The following is an 18423-nucleotide window of genomic DNA, read 5'->3' on the forward strand; positions in this document are numbered from 1 at the left end:
GCGTCACTCGGTTCCCGGTGATGTGCATGGCGCACAGACTACGCACCGTCAAAACCTGCCGAGGCCCGAAGTTCACCTCAAATCAGGCAACTCGCATCCGATGAATCGGTGATGTGATCCCGTTCACCACACCCCCTCTTGTCGCGTGCGGAAGGCCGTTCTATCGTCGTGATGTATCGAGTCGATACATCAGCTCGACACATCGCTCCGAGACATCGGAGCGATACACCGGACGGAGACCCGCACACCGGGCGGAGAGGAGGCGACGATGAGCCGGCGTTCCGGCATCCTCGAGTTCGCCGTACTCGGCCTGCTCCGCGAATCTCCGATGCACGGCTACGAGCTGCGCAAACGCCTCAACACGTCCCTGGGCGTGTTCCGTGCGTTCAGCTACGGGACGCTCTACCCCTGCCTCAAGACGCTGGTCGCCAACGGCTGGTTGATCGAGGAACCGGGGAACGAGTCCGAGGCCGTGCCCCTCACCGGCCGCCGCGCCAAGATCGTCTACCGATTGACGGCGGAAGGTAAGGAACACTTCGAGCAGCTGCTCTCGCAGACCGGGCCCGACGCCTACGAGGACGAGACCTTCGCCGCCCGTTTCGCGTTCTTCGGGCAGACCTCACGCGATGTACGCATGCGCGTACTGGAAGGCCGCCGCAGCCGGCTGGAGGAGCGCCTGGAGAAGATGCGCGCCTCCCTGGCCCGGACCCGCGAGCGACTCGACGATTACACGCTTGAGCTCCAGCGCCACGGGATGGAGTCCGTGGAGCGCGAGGTGCGCTGGCTGAACGAGCTCATCGAGAGCGAGCGGGCGGGACGGGACCTCAAGGGCCCCGCCTCCGGGGACCCCGCCTCGCGTGACACCACATCTGGAGCGTCGGGCGGCCTGCCCCGGCCGGGGGACGACTCCCGGCCGGATACGCCCGACGACACCGCCACGTGAGAGCCCTTCGCGGGCCTCACTCGTACACACAGGGAGCAACCGGAATGGGTTCGGTGCGCGTAGCCATCGTCGGCGTGGGCAACTGTGCCGCGTCGCTGGTGCAGGGAGTCGAGTACTACAAGGACGCCGACCCGGCGGCCAAGGTGCCGGGCCTGATGCACGTCCAGTTCGGCGACTACCACGTCCGCGACGTCGAGTTCGTCGCCGCGTTCGACGTGGACGCCAAGAAGGTCGGTCTCGACCTCGCGGACGCCATCGGCGCCTCCGAGAACAACACCATCAAGATCTGCGACGTGCCCCGCACCGGCGTGACGGTCCAGCGCGGCCACACCCTCGACGGCCTCGGCCGGTACTACCGCGAGACCATCGAGGAGTCCGCCGAGGAGCCCGTCGACGTCGTCCAGGTCCTCAAGGACCAGCAGGTCGACGTCCTGGTCTGCTACCTGCCCGTCGGCTCCGAGGACGCGGCGAAGTTCTACGCCCAGTGCGCCATCGACGCCAAGGTCGCCTTCGTCAACGCCCTCCCGGTCTTCATCGCCGGCACCAAGGAGTGGGCCGACAAGTTCACCGAGGCGGGCGTCCCGATCGTCGGCGACGACATCAAGTCGCAGGTCGGCGCCACCATCACGCACCGTGTCATGGCGAAGCTGTTCGAGGACCGGGGCGTCGTCCTGGACCGCACGATGCAGCTGAACGTCGGCGGCAACATGGACTTCAAGAACATGCTCGAGCGCGACCGCCTCGAGTCGAAGAAGATCTCCAAGACGCAGGCCGTCACCTCCCAGATCCGCGACCGCGAACTGGGCGAGGGCAACGTCCACATCGGCCCGTCCGACTACGTCGCCTGGCTCGACGACCGCAAGTGGGCCTACGTCCGCCTGGAAGGCCGCGCCTTCGGTGACGTCCCGCTGAACCTGGAGTACAAGCTGGAGGTCTGGGACTCCCCGAACTCCGCCGGCGTCATCATCGACGCCCTGCGCGCCGCGAAGATCGCCAAGGACCGCGGCATCGGCGGCCCGATCCTGTCGGCGTCGAGCTACTTCATGAAGTCCCCGCCCGTGCAGTACTTCGACGACGAGGCCCGCGAGAACGTCGAGAAGTTCATCAAGGGTGAGGTCGAGCGCTGACGCGCCACAACCAGTCGCTCCTGCCAGGGCTGTGAGGGTCCCCGGGTCGCATGACCCGGGGACCCTCCCCGTATGTGAGGCTGGTCCCCATGGCCGTCGTCCGTGACCTGCGCGTACTGCTGCGCTTCCAGGGCTTCCGGCGCCTGCTCGCCGTCCGTCTGCTCTCCCAGGGCGCCGACGGTGTGTACCAGGTCGCGCTCGCCGCCTACGTCGTCTTCTCCCCGGAGAGACAGACCTCGGCGGTCGCGATCGCCTCCGCGATGGCCGTACTGCTGCTCCCGTACTCGCTCGTCGGCCCCTTCGCCGGCGTCCTGCTGGACCGCTGGCGGCGCCGCCAGGTCCTGCTCCACGGCAGCCTGCTGCGCGCTCTGCTGGCCTGCGCGACGGCCCTGCTGATACTCAGTCCGGCGCCGGACTGGCTCTTCTACGTCTCCGCCCTGTGCGTCACCGCCGTCAACCGCTTCGTGCTGTCCGGCCTGTCCGCCGCGCTGCCGCGCGTGGTCGACACCGAGCGGCTGGTCCTCGCCAACTCCCTCTCCCCGACCGCCGGAACGCTGGCGGCCACCGCGGGCGGTGGCCTCGCCTTCGTCGTCCGCCTGGTGGTGGCGGACTCCGACGCCGCCGTGGTGCTCGTGGCGGCCGGGCTGTACCTGTGCGCGGCCCTGGCGACGCTGAGCATGGCACGGGAACTCCTCGGCCCCGACCGCAGCGCGGTGGGTGTGCGGATCGGCGACGCGATCACCGGCACGGTGCGCGAACTCGCGGCAGGCGTGAGGCACCTGGCCGCACCGGCACGCCGGGAGGCAGCCTGGGCCCTCGCGGCGATGTCCCTGATGCGGTTCTGCTACGGCGCTCTGCTCGTCATGCTGCTGATGCTCTGCCGGTACGCGCTCACCTCGACCACGGACGACGGGCTCGCCCTGCTGGGGCTCGTGTTGGGCGTCTCGGGCGCCGGCTTCTTCGCGGCGGCGGTGGTGACCCCCTGGGCCGCGGGGCGGCTCGGACCGGGTCGCTGGATCGTCGTGTGCGCCGGTGCCGCAGCCCTGCTGGAGCCCGCGCTCGGGCTGCCGTTCGCCACCGTGCCCCTGCTGGTCGCCGCGTTCGTTCTCGGTCTGACCACCCAGGGCGCGAAGATCGCCACGGACACCATCGTCCAGTCCTCCGTCGACGACGGCTTCCGTGGCCGGATCTTCTCCGTTTACGACGTCCTGTTCAACGTCTTCTTCGTCGGTGCGGCCGCCGTGGCCGCCCTGATGCTGCCGCCGGACGGCCGATCCGTGCCGCTGGTGATCACGATCGCCGTTATCTACGCGACGGTAGCGGCTGCTATGGCCCGGTATGGCCGTGAGTCAGTGTCACATCAATGACACAGAGCCACTTCTGACTACTGCGTTGTCAGTGGGGACCGTTACCTTACGTGGGTCTTATCTCGCGACATGTTCGCGTCACTCATCCATGTTTTTAGGGGGACCCCCAAGTGTCTACTCCGCCGCCCCAGGGCAACCCGTTCGCACAGAACCAGCCCGCGGGTCAGCCCCAGGCTCCGTACCCGCCGCAGGGCGGCTACCCCCAGCAGCCCGGCCAGCCCGGCATCCCGCCGCAGGGCGCGGGTCCGTACGCCCCGGTTCCGCCGCAGCCGTCCGGCCGCAAGCTGAGCTTCAAGACCATCAAGAACGTCGTGATCGTCGTCGCGGTGGCGGGCATTGCCATCGGCGGCTGGATCACCAGCCGGGACGACGCGAACACGGCGGCCGTCGGCGACTGCATGCACCGCGGCAGCACCAACGACAACAACCCGGACCTCGAGGTCGTCGAGTGCAGTGACGCGAAGGCTCAGTTCAAGGTGCTGGCCAAGATCGAGGGTTCCTACATGACGGAGACTCTGGCGTCGAGCAAGTGCGAGGCCGAGGCCAAGGACTTCCAGTACACGTACACCGAGAGCGGTGACGGCAAGGACTTCCTGCTCTGCCTGCAGGACCACAAGAAGTAGCGCGGACGCGGAGAGGGGCGGTGTTTCACGTGAAACACCGCCCCTCGTGCTGTTCCCGGGTCATGTTTCACGTGAAACATGACCCCGTTCCCGTTCCGCAGGCTCAGCCCTCCTGCTCGGCCCACCACTCCTTGAGCACCGCGACGGCCGCGTCATGCTCCATCGGCCCGTGCTCCAGCCGCATCTCCAGCATGTGCTTGTAGGCGCGACCGATGACCGGACCGGGGCCCACGCCCAGGATCTCCATGATCTGGTTGCCGTCGAGGTCGGGACGGATGGAGTCCAGCTCCTCCTGCTCCTGCAGCCGGGCGATCCGCTCCTCCAGCCCGTCGTACGCCCGGGACAGTGCCGCCGCCTTGCGCTTGTTGCGCGTGGTGCAGTCCGAGCGCGTCAGCTTGTGGAGGCGGTCGAGGAGCGGGCCGGCGTCACGGACGTAGCGGCGGACCGCGGAGTCCGTCCACTCGCCGGTGCCGTAGCCATGGAAACGAAGATGGAGTTCGACGAGGCGGGAGACGTCCTTCACCAGCTCGTTGGAGTACTTCAGCGCGGTCATGCGCTTCTTGGTCATCTTCGCCCCGACCACCTCGTGGTGGTGGAAGGAGACCCGGCCGTCCTTCTCGAAGCGCCGGGTGCGCGGCTTGCCGATGTCGTGCAGCAGGGCGGCCAGCCGGAGCGTCAGATCGGGACCGTCGTCCTCCAGCGCCATCGCCTGCTCCAGGACGATCAGCGTGTGGTCGTAGACGTCCTTGTGCCGATGGTGCTCGTCACGCTCCAGACGCAGGGCCGGCAGCTCCGGCAGCACGCGGTCGGCGAGGCCGCTCTCCACGAGCAGCGACAGTCCCTTGCGCGGGTGCGGAGAGAGGATCAGCTTGTTCAGCTCGTCCCGAACCCGCTCGGCCGAGACGATCTCGATCCGTCCGGCCATCTCCTTCATCGCGGAGACGACCTCGGGGGCGACCTCGAAATCGAGCTGGGCCGCGAAGCGCGCGGCCCGCATCATCCGCAGCGGGTCGTCCGAGAAGGAGTCCTGCGGAGTGCCCGGGGTGCGCAGGACACGCGCCGCGAGATCCTCCAGGCCCCCGTGCGGGTCGACGAACTCCTTCTCCGGCAGCGCGACGGCCATCGCGTTGACGGTGAAGTCCCGGCGGACGAGATCCTCCTCGATCGAGTCGCCGTACGACACCTCGGGCTTGCGCGAGGTCCGGTCGTACGCTTCCGACCGGTAGGTGGTCACCTCGATCTGGTAGCCGCCCTTGTGGGCGCCGACCGTGCCGAAGGCGATCCCGACCTCCCAGACGGCGTCCGCCCAGGGGCGCACGATCTTGAGCACGTCCTGGGGACGGGCGTCGGTCGTGAAGTCGAGGTCGTTGCCGAGCCGGCCCAGCAGCGCGTCCCGGACCGAGCCGCCGACCAGGGCGAGTGAGAACCCGGCCTCCTGGAAGCGGCGGGCGAGGTCGTCGGCGACAGGGGCGACCCGCAGCAGTTCACCCACCGCGCGGTGCTGCACCTGGCTCAGGACACTGGACGTTTCTTCGTTGGCGTTCGGCACAAAAGAAGAGGGTACGTGGCCCGGGCACCCGTGAGCGCCCCGTATATCGGGTGGGGACACGCCCCGCCATACACACACAAGCGCTGCCCTTGCGCGGGAAAGAACCGCTCCCTTCCATAGAGCCGCATACCGGGCAACGGAGCGCCGGTCCGCGATCTTGTGGGGCGGACCGCGGCACTTCCCCTCAGCGCGCATCGTTACCATGCGTGGACGCACATTCCGACGACCACTGACGACGACGAGGGACGGGCGAGCGCGTGGCCGACGCGGCAGACTTCCAGGGGACCAGTGCCTCACCTGCCCGCCGGTGGCTGCGGCGCACCGGGGCACTGCTCGCCGGTGCGCCCCTGCTGGCCGGACTCCTCCAGCTGCCCGGCGCGACCCCCGCGGACGCGGCGGGCCAGGAGTCCCCGCAGGCGGCCTCCGGCGCGGGCTCGGTCTCCGTCGCGGTCGACTCGCTCACCCCCAGCGCCCCCACCGAGGGGGACACGGTGACGGTGTCGGGCACGGTCACCAACAACGGCAAGCAGGCGGTCACCGACGCCCACGTCGACCTGCGGGTGGGCCCTCAGGTCGGCACCCGCTCGTCGATCGACACCCTGGCCAGGAAGAGCGACGACATCCAGGGCCCCGTCGGCGAGGAGGTCGGCGGCAAGTACACCGAGAAGTTCCCCAGACTCACCCCGGGCGTTGCGGAGCCCTTCACGATCTCCGTACCGGTGGACGAGCTGGACCTCGGCGGGGACGGCGTCTACCAGCTGGGCGTCACCCTCTCCGGGGAGACGGCCGCGCAGCCCTGGGACCGGGTCCTCGGCATCCAGCGCACGTTCCTGCCCTGGCAGCCGGAGGAAGCCGGCACGAAGACCAGGACCACGTTCCTGTGGCCGCTCGTCTCCACCTCCCACATGGCGGCCGAGACCGGGTCGAACGAGCAGCAGACGCCGGTCTTCCGCGACGAGGAGCTCGCGAAGGAGATCTCCCCGGGCGGCCGCCTCGACCAGATGGTGTCGCTGGGCAAGAGCCTCGACGTCACGTGGGTGGTCGACCCGGACCTGCTGGCGTCCGTCGACGCGATGACGAGGAGCTACGAGGTTCGCGCCGCGGACGGCACCACCACCGCCGGCAGGAACCAGGAGCTCGCCAAGAAGTGGCTGACCGAGCTCCAGCAGGCGGTCGCCGGCAAGGAGGTCGTCGCCCTGCCCTACGGCGACCCCGACCTGGCCTCCCTCGCCCACAACGGCACGAGCGTCACCGGCTCGCTGAGCCACCTCAAGGAAGCCACCGACGTCGTCGACGACACGGTGAAGACGATCCTCCATGTGAAGCCGGACACGGACTTCGCCTGGCCCGTCGACGGTGCCGTCGACCCGTCGATCGTGAAGGTCGCGACGTCCGCGGGCGCCGACAAGGTGATCGCCCGCGGCGACAGCCTCCAGGACAACCTGTCGTACACGCCCTCCGCCGCCCGGCCCATCGGCGGCGGCACCACGGCGGTCGTGGCGGACGCCAGGATGTCCACGCCGTTCCAGGGCGATCTGACGAAGGCCTCCGCGTCCACCCTCGCCGTGCAGCGCTTCCTCGCCCAGAGCCTGACGCTGGGCCTGCAGACCGGCAAGCAGCGCAGCGTCGTCGTCGCCCCGCAGCGCATGCCCACGGTCAGCCAGGCCCAGGCCATGTCGGAAGCCCTTGCGGCCCTGCAGGGCGGGAACTGGTCCGAGTCGCAGGACCTCGCGGACGCCGCCAAGGCCAAGCCCGACCCCGCGGCGAACACGAAGGTGCCGCCGGCGTCGGACTACCCCCGTGACCTGCGCAGGCAGGAACTGCCGCGGGCCGCGTTCGAGCAGATCGCCAGGACACAGGGCAAGCTCGACAAGTTCAAGGTGATCCTCACCATCCAGTCGCGGGTGGTCACCCCGTTCGGCCGGGCCATGAACCGCGAGATGTCCACGTCCTGGCGCGGCCGGAACGTCGCAGCCGTGGGCTACCGCAGCGACATCGAGTCCTACCTCGACGGGCTCATCGACGGGGTCAAGCTGATCAAGAAGACGGAGACCAAGCTCTCCGGCCGCAGCGCCACGATCCCCGTGACCGTTCAGAACAACCTGGTGCAGGGCGTCGAGCACCTGCAGCTGCGGCTCACGTCGCAGAACCCGACCCGCCTCAAGATCGGCGACGCCGCGTACAAGGAGCAGCCCGTCGCGGTCAACGGCGGCCACAGCCAGTCGGTGAAGTTCACCACGTCCGCCAACGCCAACGGTCAGGCCAAGGTGGTCGCCCAGCTGTACACGGAGGACGGCCGGCCCTACGGGGACCCCGTCGCCTTCGACGTGCGGGTGACCGAGGTCACCCCCACCGTGATGCTGGTCATCGGCGGCGGCTTCCTGCTCCTGGTCCTGGCCGGCTTCCGGATGTACACCCAGCGCAAGCGCGCCGCCGCCCGCGAAGCCGCCGAGCCGGAAGAGGCCGCCGAACGCGAGGAGACTGCCGGCGACCCGCAGGAGCCGGTCGGCGCCCCGCAGAACCCGCACACCGCCGGCGACCGTCGCAGGGAGGAGTCCGCTGCCGGCTCCCGGGCAGGCGCCCCGGAGCAGCCGAGTGACCCGGCCCCGGACACCGCAGCGGAAAGCGCCGACCCGTCCGGCACGGGTGAGAGAGTGGACCGTTGAGATGTCGTGGCCGGTGGGCCCGGGACGATGAGGTGGGGTAACCATGAACGCGCCGTACGACGGTGACCGCGGTCGTGCCGCGGGGAGCCCGGGCCACCCCGAGTCGGGCGGGCCCGAGGGCTCGCCGGCCGAGCACGGCCAGGTACCGCCGCAGCCGCCCGCGGACATGTACCTCCAGGACGCCTACGCCCCGGACCCCTACCAGGCACACGACCTCGCCGCCCAGGACCCGGTCGGCGAGGCGCTCTACGACCGCGCCGCGCACCCGCCGCCCACCCCGGGCACCTACCAGCCGCAGCAGCAGCTGTACGCCCAGCCGCCGCAGTCACCGTACGCCCCCGACCCGCGGGTGTGGGCCCAGACGCCCGCGCCCGAGCCGGACGGCCCGACGCGGCACCTGCCGTACGGCGACGACCCCCGCACCACGCAGTTCGTCGGCGTGGACGACCTCGTCTCCCACGCGGGCGAGCCGCGCCAGGAGCCGGACGCGTTCGCGCACCTCTTCCGCGACCAGCAGCAGAGCAGCGGCCACCCCTCGTACGAGTCGCCCTCGCTCCCCGGCCCGTCCCCGGCGCCCATGGCGCAGGGCCGGTACGCGGCACCGGAGCAGACCGCGGCGACGGCCTCCCTGACCGACGAGCCCTCCGACCCGGAGCCCACCGCCGCGCCCGCCCCGAAGAAGGCCGGCCGCGCCGGGGGCCTGATGAAGTCCAGCGCCGTGATGGCGGCGGGCACGATGGTCTCCCGCCTCACCGGCTTCGTCCGGTCGGCGCTGATCGTCTCGGCGCTGGGCGTCGGCCTTCTCGGTGACACCTTCCAGGTCGCCTACCAGCTGCCGACGATGATCTACATCCTCACCGTCGGCGGCGGTCTGAACTCCGTGTTCGTACCGCAGCTGGTGCGCGCCATGAAGGAGGACGAGGACGGCGGCGAGGCGTACGCCAACCGGCTGCTGACCCTGGTCATCGTCACGCTCGGCGGGCTCACCGCGCTCTCGGTGCTCGGCGCGCCGCTGTTGATCCGCGTGCTGTCCAACGGCGTCGCCAGCGATCCCGCGGCGAACCAGGTCGCCATCACCTTCGCCCAGTTCTTCCTGCCCACGATCTTCTTCATGGGCATCCATGTCGTGATGGGCCAGATCCTCAACGCCCGCGGCAAGTTCGGCGCGATGATGTGGACCCCGGTCCTGAACAACATCGTCATCATCGTGACGCTGGGCATGTTCATCTACGTCTACGGCACCGCCGCCGACTCCGGGATGGAGGCCGCGACCATCCCGCCGGAGGGCCAGCGCCTGCTCGGCGTCGGCGTCCTGCTCGGCCTCGTGGTCCAGGCCCTGGCGATGATCCCCTACCTGCGGGAGACAGGGTTCCGGCTGCGGCTGCGCTTCGACTGGAAGGGCCAGGGGCTCGGCAAGGCCGTCACGCTCGCCAAGTGGACGGTCCTGTTCGTCCTCGCCAACCAGGCGGGCGCCATGATCGTCATCCAGTTGTCCACCGCGGCGGGCAAGGCCTCGCCCGTCGACGGCACCGGCTTCGCCGCCTACGCCAACGCGCAGCTGATCTGGGGCCTGCCGCAGGCCATCATCACGGTCTCCCTCATGGCCGCGCTGCTGCCGCGACTGTCGCGCTCGGCGGCCGAGGGCGACGGCGGCGCGGTCCGGGACGACATCTCCCAGGGTCTGCGCAACACGGCCGTCGCGATCGTGCCGATCGCCTTCGGGTTCCTCTCGCTCGGCATCCCGATGTGCACGCTGATGTTCGGCTCCTCGGGCACCAGCGAGGCGACCAACATGGGCTACATGCTGATGGCGTTCGGCCTCGGCCTGATCCCGTACTCCGTGCAGTACGTGGTCCTGCGCGCCTTCTACGCCTACGAGGACACCCGAACTCCCTTCTACAACACGGTCATCGTCGCCGCGGTGAACGCCGGCGCCTCGGCGGTCTGCTACTTCGTCATCCCGTCCCGCTGGGCCGTGGTCGGCATGGCCGCCTCCTACGGACTGGCCTACGCGATCGGCGTCGGCGTCGCCTGGCGCCGACTGCGCAAGCGGCTCGGCGGGGACCTCGACGGTGCCCGCGTCCTGCGGACGTACGCCCGGCTGTGCATCGCGTCGGTCCCGGCCGCCCTGCTCAGCGGCGCTGCCGTCTACGGCATCGGCCACACGCTCGGCCAGGGCGTCGCGGGCTCGCTCGCCGCGGTGTTCGCCGGAGGTGCCGTGCTGCTCGGGGTCTTCTTCGTCGCCGCCCGCCGCATGCGCATCGAGGAACTCAACTCGCTGGTCGGCATGGTCCGCGGGCGCCTGGGACGCTAGGGCGGGGTGGTAGGCGCACAACCATCGTCAGCCACCGCGTGTCGTGCATAGCGGCGGACTGTGGGCACAATTGGTTTCGGCGTCGGACGGCGCGCAACGGCTGCCGGCCGGCGCGCAATGGATGGGGAGGCAGGAACGACGGTGGCGGAACGGAGTACGGCTGCCGTCGACGTGGCAGACAACAGCGGCGACACGTCGCTGACCGCACAGGCGGACCAGTCCACGGCCGACGGGGTGGCCAAGAACCGGGAGCGGGACACGGACAGCGACGAGGTACAGGAGAGCACCCGGGCCGACGGTTCCGGAAAGACCTCGACGCCTGAGCTGCACAGCGGCCACAAGCTCGCCAGACGCTACCGCCTCGAGGAGTGCGTCACCCGTCTGGACGGTTTCAGCAGCTGGCGTGCCGTGGACGAGAAACTCCGCCGTGCCGTCGGCGTGCACATCCTGCCCGCGGACCACTCACGGGCCCGGTCCGTCCTGGCCGCCGCCCGCTCCTCCGCGCTCCTCGGTGACCCGCGGTTCGTGCAGGTCCTGGACGCGGTGGAGGAGAACGACCTCGTCTATGTGGTCCACGAGTGGCTCCCGGACGCGACGGAGCTGACCACGCTCCTCGCCTCCGGGCCGCTGGAGCCGTACGACGCCTACCAGATGGTCAGCCAGGTCTCCGCCGCCATGGCCGCCGCCCACCGTGAGGGCCTCGCCCACCTGCGCCTGAACCCCAACGCCGTCCTGCGCGCCTCGACCGGCCAGTGGCGCATCCGCGGCCTCGCCGTGAACGCCGCGCTGCGCGGCATCTCGTCCGACACCCCGCAGCGCACCGACACCGAGGCCATCGGCGCCCTGCTGTACGCGGCACTGACCCAGCGCTGGCCGTACGAGAGCGACGCCTACGGGCTGTCGGGGCTTCCGAAGGACATCGGCCTCATCGCACCGGACCAGGTGCGGGCCGGGGTGCACCGCGGCCTGTCCGAGCTCGCCATGCGCGCCCTCGCCAACGACGGTGCCACCGCCTCACGGCACGAGTCGCCGTGCACCACGCCCGAGGAGCTGGTGAAGGCGATCGGCGAGATGCCGCGCATCCGCCCGCCGGAGCCGGCGTTCACCGCCCCGCCCGAGTACCAGCGCACGACCTACCAGCAGGGTACGTACGGCCGCCAGGCCCCCGGTGCCGCCCAGCCGATCGTGCCTCCGCCGCCCCCGTTGCAGAGCCGCACCGGCAAGGCCCTGAAGTGGGCCGTGTCCGCACTCCTGATCGCCGCGCTGGGTCTGGGCAGCTGGCAGCTGGCCGACGCCCTCATGGACCAGGGCGGCTCCTCGGACGACCCGACCAAGACGCAGAACAACGAGGGCGGAGACAAGAACAAGAACCGCCCGGCCCCGAAGCCGCTCGTTATCAAGGGCTCCGAGGAGTACGTCGCCAAGGGCCAGGCCCAGCACGCCGCCGACGTCGGCAAGACCTACGACGGCGACACGTCCACGGGCTGGCGGACCAACAGCTACCTCGACGGTCCGAAGATGGTGATAAAGCCGGGTGTCGGCATCGTCTACGACCTCGGATCCGAGCAGCAGGTCTCGGCCGCGTCCCTGTCGCTCCGGTACGGCGGCGACCACACCACGGTCGAGCTGTACGCGACCGACTCCCTCGGTTCCTCCACCCCGCTGAGCTCCATGAAGAAGCTCGGCGACGCGACGACGAGCGGCACCTCCGCGAAGGTCACCGTCGACAAACCCGTGCAGAGCCGGTACGTCCTGGTCTGGCTGACGGCGCTGCCGTACTCGGGCGCCGACCCGTCGAACTTCAGCGACCCGGGTTACAAGCAGGCCATCACCGAAGTGAAGTTCACGGGCTGAGAGCCGACCGAGGGGAGGGGTTCCATGGGGGACCGCGCCGAGCACAGCGGTGCCACGGATCAGGATCTCCTCGCCCGGCATGTCGAGGGCGACCCCGATGCCTTCGGTGAGATCGTCCGGCGGCACCGCGACCGGCTCTGGGCCGTCGCCCTGAGGACGCTGGGGGACCGCGAGGAGGCCGCTGACGCGGTCCAGGACGCCCTCGTCTCCGCCTACCGGGCCGCCCACACCTTCCGGGGCCAGTCGGCGGTCACGACCTGGCTGCACAGGATCACGGTGAACGCCTGCCTGGACCGGGCCCGCAAGGTCGCCTCCCGGAAGACCTCCCCCGTCGACGACACCGAGCGGCTGGAGCAGCTGCTGGAGCCGCACGAGTCGGCCTCGGCCCCCGCCGAGCGCAACGATCTGCACCGGCAGCTCGTCGAAGCGCTGGGCACGCTGCCGGCCGACCAGCGCGCGGCACTGGTCCTGGTGGACATGCAGGGCTACCCCGTCGCGGAGGCGGCCCGCATCCTGGATGTGCCGACCGGCACGGTGAAAAGCCGGTGCGCACGCGGCAGAGCCAGACTCCTGCCGCTGCTCACCCACCTCCGGCCGGAGGGCAGAGGCAAGAAGACGGGCGCGGAACGGAACCGGACGCCGGAGCCGGCCGTCCCACCCGCAGCGGGACCGCTCCCGGCGGAACCGCCGGACACAGGACCGAGCGACTCAGCTGTAGTGAAGGGCGGAGGTGGACGAGCGTGACGTCGACGACCGACATGGCCGGGCACCCGGATGTCGCGGAGATCTCCGACCTCGCCGAGGGCCTCCTCCCACCGGCCCGGAGCAGCGTCCTGCAACAGCACCTCGACTCCTGTGAGCTCTGCGCGGACGTCTACGCGTCCCTGGAGGAGATCCGCGGGCTGCTCGGCACCCTGCCGGGCCCGCCGCGCATGCCCGCCGAGGTCGCCGGCCGCATCGATGCCGCTCTCGCCGCCGAGGCTCTGCTGACGGCCACGCGCCCGGAGGTCTCCGAGAACCCGGCCGCAGCCACCGATGCTTCCGGCTCAGGGCCGGGCTCGGCTACCGAGGCCGACGAGGGCGCCCGTCCCGACAGCGACGCCGCCGGCTCCGATTCCGCCTCCGGTTCCGGTTCGGAGGACGCAGACGGTGCGCATGTTTCACGTGAAACATCGACGCCCGCTGACCGGCCCGCCGGACGCCCTCGCTCCTCCACCACCGGCCCCGGACGCAAGGGACGCACACGGAACGGACGGCGCAGGATCGCCGTTCTCGGCACCGTCTTCACCGCCGCAGCCCTGGGCCTGGGATCCGTCCTGCTGTCGTCCCTCGGCGACGGACAGCCCGCGCGCGACACGGCAGAAGGTCGGCAGACCGCCCCCGCGGACACCTTCTCCGAGGGCAAGCTGCGGAGCCAGGTCTCCGACATCCTCTCCGAAAACAAGAGCGAGACCGAGGGCGGCGGCGACTCCCGCAGCCCCTTCGGTGCGGCCACTGCCCCGGGCACCAACCACCCCAGGGTTCTGAAGGGGGTCGTAGTACCCGGCTGCGTGCGTGAGGGCATCGGGCGTGAGGACAACGCCCTCGCCGTCGAGAACGGCAGGTATCAGGGGAAGAAGGCCATGCTCGTGCTGCTTCCCGATGCTGCCGACGCGACGCGGGTCGCCGCCTACATCGTCGACGCGACGTGTGTGGATCAGCAGGGCTCCGCCTCCAAGGGCACGGTCCTCCTGGAGCGCTCCTACCCGTCTCCCTGAGCCGGCGCTTCGTCTCCCCCTGCGCGGTATCCGCGCAGGGAGACATCTCCGTGTGCCCGGACACAGCGGGAATGCGCGCCCCTTAGGATCCGTTGGGTGGGGTGAGAGCTTCGAGAGAAGCTCCCACCGGTCCATCGACGCAGTCCAGAGACGAGGAATCAAGCCGTGAGCGACGTCCGTAACGTGATCATCATCGGCTCCGGGCCCGCCGGTTACACGGCGGCGCTGTACACCGCACGCGCGTCGCTGAAGCCCCTGGTGTTCGAGGGCGCCGTCACCGCGGGTGGTGCGCTCATGAACACCACCGACGTCGAGAACTTCCCGGGCTTCCAGGACGGCATCATGGGCCCCGAGCTCATGGACAACATGCGCGCCCAGGCGGAGCGCTTCGGTGCCGAACTCGTCCCGGACGACGTGGTGGCCGTCGACCTGACCGGTGAGATCAAGACCGTCACGGACACGGCCGGTACCGTCCACCGGGCCAAGGCCGTCATCGTGGCGACGGGCTCGCAGCACCGCAAGCTCGGTCTGCCGAACGAGGACGCCCTCTCCGGTCGTGGCGTGTCGTGGTGTGCCACCTGTGACGGGTTCTTCTTCAAGGACCAGGACATCGCCGTGATCGGTGGCGGCGACACCGCGATGGAGGAAGCCACCTTCCTGTCCCGGTTCGCCAAGTCCGTCACCGTCGTCCACCGGCGTGACACCCTGCGTGCCTCCAAGGCCATGCAGGAGCGTGCCTTCGCCGACCCGAAGATCTCGTTCGTGTGGGACAGCGAGGTCGCCGAGATCCAGGGCGACCCGAAGCTCTCCGGCCTGAAGCTGCGCAACCTCAAGACCGGCGAGCTCTCGGACCTGCCGGTGACCGGTCTGTTCATCGCCATCGGTCACGACCCCCGCACCGAGCTCTTCAAGGGCCAGCTCGACCTGGACGAGGAGGGCTACCTGAAGGTGAACGCGCCGTCGACGCGCACGAACCTGCCGGGCGTCTTCGGTGCCGGCGACGTCGTGGACCACACCTACCGGCAGGCGATCACCGCGGCCGGCACCGGCTGCTCCGCCGCTCTGGACGCCGAGCGCTTCCTGGCCGCCCTCGCGGACGAGGAGCAGCCGGAGCCCGAGAAGACCGCAGTCTGACCCCTCCCTACCCGCCCCACGCACCAACAGTTAAGGAGCCCGCCGTGGCCGGCACCCTGAAGAATGTGACCGACGACTCCTTCGAGCAGGACGTCCTCAAGAGCGACAAGCCCGTCCTGGTGGACTTCTGGGCCGCCTGGTGCGGCCCGTGCCGTCAGATCGCGCCGTCCCTCGAGGCGATCGCCTCCGAGTACGGCGACAAGATCGAGGTCGTCAAGCTGAACATCGACGAGAACCCGGGCACGGCCGCCAAGTACGGCGTCATGTCGATCCCGACCCTGAACGTCTACCAGGGTGGCGAGGTCGCCAAGACCATCGTGGGCGCCAAGCCGAAGGCCGCGATCGTTCGCGACCTGGAGGAGTTCATCGCCGAGTGAGACGGCTGAGCAGTCGCTCCTGCGGAGCATGTTTCACGTGAAACACGAATGGGCCGGCCCGGAAGGGCTGGCCCATTCGTGTGTCTGCCTGCCACTACAGCGGCCGGAGCGCCGGTTCCTTCTGAACGGCTCCCAGGAGCCGGTCAAGTGCCATCTCCACGTCTTCCTTCCACGAGAGCGTGGATCGCAGCTCCAGTCTCAACCGTGGGTGGGTGGGATGTTGCCGGACCGTCTTGAAGCCCACCGCCAGGAGATGGTCGGCCGGCAGCACACAGGCCGGCTCCTTCCAGCGCGCGTCTCCGAATGCCTCGATCGCCTTGAAGCCGCGCCGCAGCAGATCCTTCGCCACCGTCTGCACCATCACCCGGCCCAGCCCCTGCCCCTGGTAGTCCGGCACGATGAACGCGGTCATCAGTTGGACGGCGTCAGGAGAGACCGGGCTCGTGGGGAACGCCGTGGAGCGGGGGACATAGGCGGGAGGGGCGTAGAGCACGAAGCCCACCGGCACGTCATCCACGTAGACGACCCGGCCACAGGAGCCCCAGTCCAGCAGGACCGCTGAGATCCAGGCTTCCTTCTCCAGGTCGGACGTGCCCGCCTTTACCGCTGCCTCACCGCTGACCGGGTCGAGTTCCCAGAAGACACACGAGCGACAGCGCTGGGGAAGGTCCTGAAGGTTGTCCAGCGTGAGCGGTACAAGCCGACGCCCCATGAAGGCTGTTCCTCGCTTCCTTCGCCCGCCGCATCGCAAGCGGCTGTGAGAGCACTCCGTTCCCTGAGGAGACTGCCGATGAACCCACCGACGGCTCCCAGCCCCAAACCGGCGCTCACCAGACCGGTGCGGCTCATCGTTCGCATCGCCCTTGTCTCCCTCTCAGAGGTGCTGCCGGGTGGTCGCGCCGTACCCGAACGCATCGTATCGATGATGCGATTCCATCGAAACCGCCCGAAAGGAAAGAGCGGGCCACGTTCCGGTACACACCGGACACGGCCCGCTCTGTCGGATGCACAGCCGAGACTCCGTCCGGAGACTCAGGACTCGCTTTCCTCGGAGTCGCCCTCCAGAAGACTCTTCTGCAGGACCGGACCCTCGCCGGGAGCGAGGGAACCGAGGATCCGCTCAAGGTCCTCCATTGAGGCGAACTCGACGGTGATCTTGCCCTTCTTCTGCCCGAGGTCGACCTTCACCCGCGTCTCGAAGCGGTCCGAGAGCCGCGTGGCGAGCTCGGACAGCGCGGGCGAGACCCGCGCCCCGGCCCGCGGCCCCTTGGGCCGCTGAGCCTTCTGGGGCCGCGACCCCATGAGGGTCACGATCTCCTCGACGGCACGCACCGAGAGCCCTTCGGCGACGATGCGGTGGGCCAGCTTGTCCTGCTCCTCCGAGTCCTCGACGGACAGCAGGGCCCGGGCATGGCCGGCGGAGAGCACACCCGCGGCGACCCGGCGCTGCACGGCAGGCGAGAGCTTCAGCAGCCGCAGGGTGTTGGAGACCTGCGGCCGGGAGCGGCCGATGCGGTCCGCCAGCTGATCATGCGTGCAGTTGAAGTCCCTGAGCAACTGGTCGTAGGCGGCGGCCTCTTCCAGCGGGTTCAGCTGAGCGCGGTGCAGGTTCTCCAGCAGGGCGTCCAGGAGGAGCTTCTCGTCCTCTGTGGCCCGGACGATCGCCGGGATCGCCTCCAGGCCCGCCTCACGGCAGGCCCGCCAGCGACGCTCGCCCATGATGAGCTCATAGCGGGCGGGGCCCACCTGGCGGACGACGACCGGCTGGAGGAGCCCCACTTCCTTGATGGAGGTGATGAGCTCGGAGAGCGCGTCCTCGTCGAAGACCTCACGCGGCTGCCGCGGGTTCGGCGTGATCGCGTCGAGCGGGATCTCGGCGAAGTGCGCACCGATGGGCGCAGCAGGCAGGGCCGGGGCAGCGGGCTGCGCCGGTTCCTCGGTTTCACGTGAAACAGCCGGCAGCGTCGCTACCTTCGCTGCGGCCACCCCACGCTCGTTGGGCAGCACGGGCACTGCCGCGGGGGATGTGGCAGCGGCACCCCCCGTCGCGGCCTGGGCCACCGACTTCTCTGTCGGGGCGGCAGGGATCAGTGCGCCGAGACCACGGCCCAGCCCCCTCCGTCGCTCGCTCACTGAATGCCCTCCACCATGCTCGGGTCGTTCTGCTGTGCGCCGATGTGGGCGTGTGTGGCGTCATAGCTGATGCCCACGCCCCTCAGCGCGATCTCTCGTGCCGCCTCAAGATATGAGAGGGCACCACTCGATCCTGGATCGTAAGTCAGGACGGTCTGCCCGTAACTCGGCGCTTCGGAGATACGGACGGACCGGGGGATGCTCGTCCGCAACACCTCGTCGCCGAAGTGCGTGCGCACCTCCTCGGCGACCTGCGACGCCAGACGCGTCCGGCCGTCGTACATGGTGAGCAGGATGGTCGACACGTGCAGGGTGGGGTTGAGGTGCCCCCGCACCAGGTCGACGTTGCGCAGCAACTGGCCCAGACCCTCCAGCGCGTAATACTCGCACTGGATCGGAATCAGGACCTCCTGGCCCGCCACCAACGCGTTGACCGTGAGGAGCCCGAGCGAGGGCGGACAGTCGATGAGGATGTAGTCCAGCGGCTGCTCGTACGCCTGGATGGCGCGCTGCAGTCTGCTTTCCCGCGCCACCAGGGAAACCAGCTCGATCTCCGCACCGGCGAGATCGATCGTGGCG

The 18423-nt window shown here is 69.7% G+C and carries 15 protein-coding genes; 11 read left to right on the top strand and 4 right to left on the bottom strand.

Translation table 11 applies throughout. From position 1 onward, the window contains the following. The first annotated feature begins 268 nt into the window (after positions 1-268). The 4 genes from RIN80_RS01950 to RIN80_RS01965 all read left to right on the top strand — a co-directional run bounded on the left by RIN80_RS01950 (position 269) and on the right by RIN80_RS01965 (position 4060). Positions 269-943 (top strand): helix-turn-helix transcriptional regulator, encoded by a 675-nt coding sequence (locus RIN80_RS01950; RefSeq protein WP_309093687.1) that lies wholly within the window; start codon positions 269-271, stop codon positions 941-943. 44 nt (positions 944-987) lie between these two features. Further along, complete coding sequence (locus RIN80_RS01955) at positions 988-2070, top strand: inositol-3-phosphate synthase (RefSeq protein WP_309093688.1); 1083 nt, start codon at positions 988-990, stop codon at positions 2068-2070. An 89-nt stretch (positions 2071-2159) separates the two neighbouring features. Further along, positions 2160-3437, top strand: a complete 1278-nt coding sequence (locus RIN80_RS01960) for an MFS transporter (RefSeq protein WP_309093689.1) — start codon at positions 2160-2162, stop codon at positions 3435-3437. A 110-nt stretch (positions 3438-3547) separates the two neighbouring features. Next, positions 3548-4060: a hypothetical protein gene (locus tag RIN80_RS01965; protein ID WP_309093690.1), complete on the top strand. Its 513-nt coding sequence runs from the start codon at positions 3548-3550 to the stop codon at positions 4058-4060. A 103-nt stretch (positions 4061-4163) separates the two neighbouring features. Here RIN80_RS01965 and RIN80_RS01970 read toward each other — a convergent pair whose 3' ends face one another. Then, a complete protein-coding gene (locus RIN80_RS01970) occupies positions 4164-5609 on the bottom strand; it encodes a CCA tRNA nucleotidyltransferase (protein ID WP_309093691.1) in 1446 nt (481 codons plus the stop codon). Positions 5610-5866: 257 nt separating this feature from the next. On the opposite strand from RIN80_RS01970, the gene RIN80_RS01975 reads away from it, so the two are divergent. The 7 genes from RIN80_RS01975 (at position 5867) to trxA (ending at position 15711) form a co-directional block, all read left to right on the top strand. Next, positions 5867-8275 carry a DUF6049 family protein gene (locus tag RIN80_RS01975; protein WP_309093692.1) on the top strand — a complete coding sequence of 803 codons (2409 nt, stop codon included), beginning with the start codon at positions 5867-5869 and terminating at the stop codon, positions 8273-8275. Between the two features lie 43 nt (positions 8276-8318). Then, positions 8319-10589 carry a murein biosynthesis integral membrane protein MurJ gene (murJ, locus tag RIN80_RS01980; RefSeq protein WP_309093693.1) on the top strand — a complete coding sequence of 757 codons (2271 nt, stop codon included), beginning with the start codon at positions 8319-8321 and terminating at the stop codon, positions 10587-10589. A gap of 141 nt (positions 10590-10730) precedes the next feature. Continuing rightward, on the top strand, positions 10731-12443 hold the full coding sequence (locus RIN80_RS01985) for a protein kinase family protein (RefSeq protein ID WP_309093694.1): 1713 nt from the start codon (positions 10731-10733) through the stop codon (positions 12441-12443). Between the two features lie 24 nt (positions 12444-12467). Next, positions 12468-13187 carry an RNA polymerase sigma factor SigM gene (gene sigM / locus RIN80_RS01990; protein WP_309093695.1) on the top strand — a complete coding sequence of 240 codons (720 nt, stop codon included), beginning with the start codon at positions 12468-12470 and terminating at the stop codon, positions 13185-13187. Beyond that, positions 13184-14200 carry a hypothetical protein gene (locus tag RIN80_RS01995; protein ID WP_309093696.1) on the top strand — a complete coding sequence of 339 codons (1017 nt, stop codon included), beginning with the start codon at positions 13184-13186 and terminating at the stop codon, positions 14198-14200. Before sigM ends, RIN80_RS01995 begins: the two co-directional genes overlap by 4 nt. Positions 14201-14365: 165 nt before the next feature. Further along, positions 14366-15334 (top strand): thioredoxin-disulfide reductase, encoded by a 969-nt coding sequence (gene trxB / locus RIN80_RS02000; protein ID WP_309093697.1) that lies wholly within the window; start codon positions 14366-14368, stop codon positions 15332-15334. Between the two features lie 44 nt (positions 15335-15378). After that, the gene (trxA, locus tag RIN80_RS02005) at positions 15379-15711 is read left to right on the top strand and encodes a thioredoxin (protein WP_010032728.1); all 333 of its coding nucleotides are present in this window, start codon (positions 15379-15381) and stop codon (positions 15709-15711) included. A gap of 94 nt (positions 15712-15805) precedes the next feature. Here trxA and RIN80_RS02010 read toward each other — a convergent pair whose 3' ends face one another. From RIN80_RS02010 to RIN80_RS02020, 3 genes are all read right to left on the bottom strand, one after another. Continuing rightward, on the bottom strand, positions 15806-16423 hold the full coding sequence (locus tag RIN80_RS02010; protein ID WP_309093698.1) for a GNAT family N-acetyltransferase: 618 nt from the start codon (positions 16421-16423) through the stop codon (positions 15806-15808). 320 nt (positions 16424-16743) lie between these two features. Next, positions 16744-17844 carry a ParB/RepB/Spo0J family partition protein gene (locus tag RIN80_RS02015; RefSeq protein ID WP_309093699.1) on the bottom strand — a complete coding sequence of 367 codons (1101 nt, stop codon included), beginning with the start codon at positions 17842-17844 and terminating at the stop codon, positions 16744-16746. Next, positions 17841-18423 (bottom strand): ParA family protein (locus RIN80_RS02020; RefSeq protein WP_309093700.1); only part of this gene is annotated, 583 nt, incomplete at its 5' end. The genes RIN80_RS02015 and RIN80_RS02020, both read right to left, overlap by 4 nt.

It is taken from the genome of Streptomyces sp. (genome assembly GCF_031181705.1).
In the GTDB taxonomy this organism is placed as follows: domain Bacteria; phylum Actinomycetota; class Actinomycetes; order Streptomycetales; family Streptomycetaceae; genus Streptomyces.

What these genes read in the sequence shown, in the direction of transcription:
- RIN80_RS01960 (WP_309093689.1), top strand. Translation starts at nt 2,160, where the DNA reads ATGGCCGTCGTCCGTGACCTGCGCGTACTGCTGCGCTTCCAGGGCTTC.
- RIN80_RS01950 (WP_309093687.1), top strand. Translation starts at nt 269, where the DNA reads ATGAGCCGGCGTTCCGGCATCCTCGAGTTCGCCGTACTCGGCCTGCTC.
- sigM (WP_309093695.1), top strand. Translation starts at nt 12,468, where the DNA reads ATGGGGGACCGCGCCGAGCACAGCGGTGCCACGGATCAGGATCTCCTC.
- RIN80_RS01955 (WP_309093688.1), top strand. Translation starts at nt 988, where the DNA reads ATGGGTTCGGTGCGCGTAGCCATCGTCGGCGTGGGCAACTGTGCCGCG.
- RIN80_RS02010 (WP_309093698.1), bottom strand. Translation starts at nt 16,423, where the DNA reads ATGGGGCGTCGGCTTGTACCGCTCACGCTGGACAACCTTCAGGACCTT.
- murJ (WP_309093693.1), top strand. Translation starts at nt 8,319, where the DNA reads ATGAACGCGCCGTACGACGGTGACCGCGGTCGTGCCGCGGGGAGCCCG.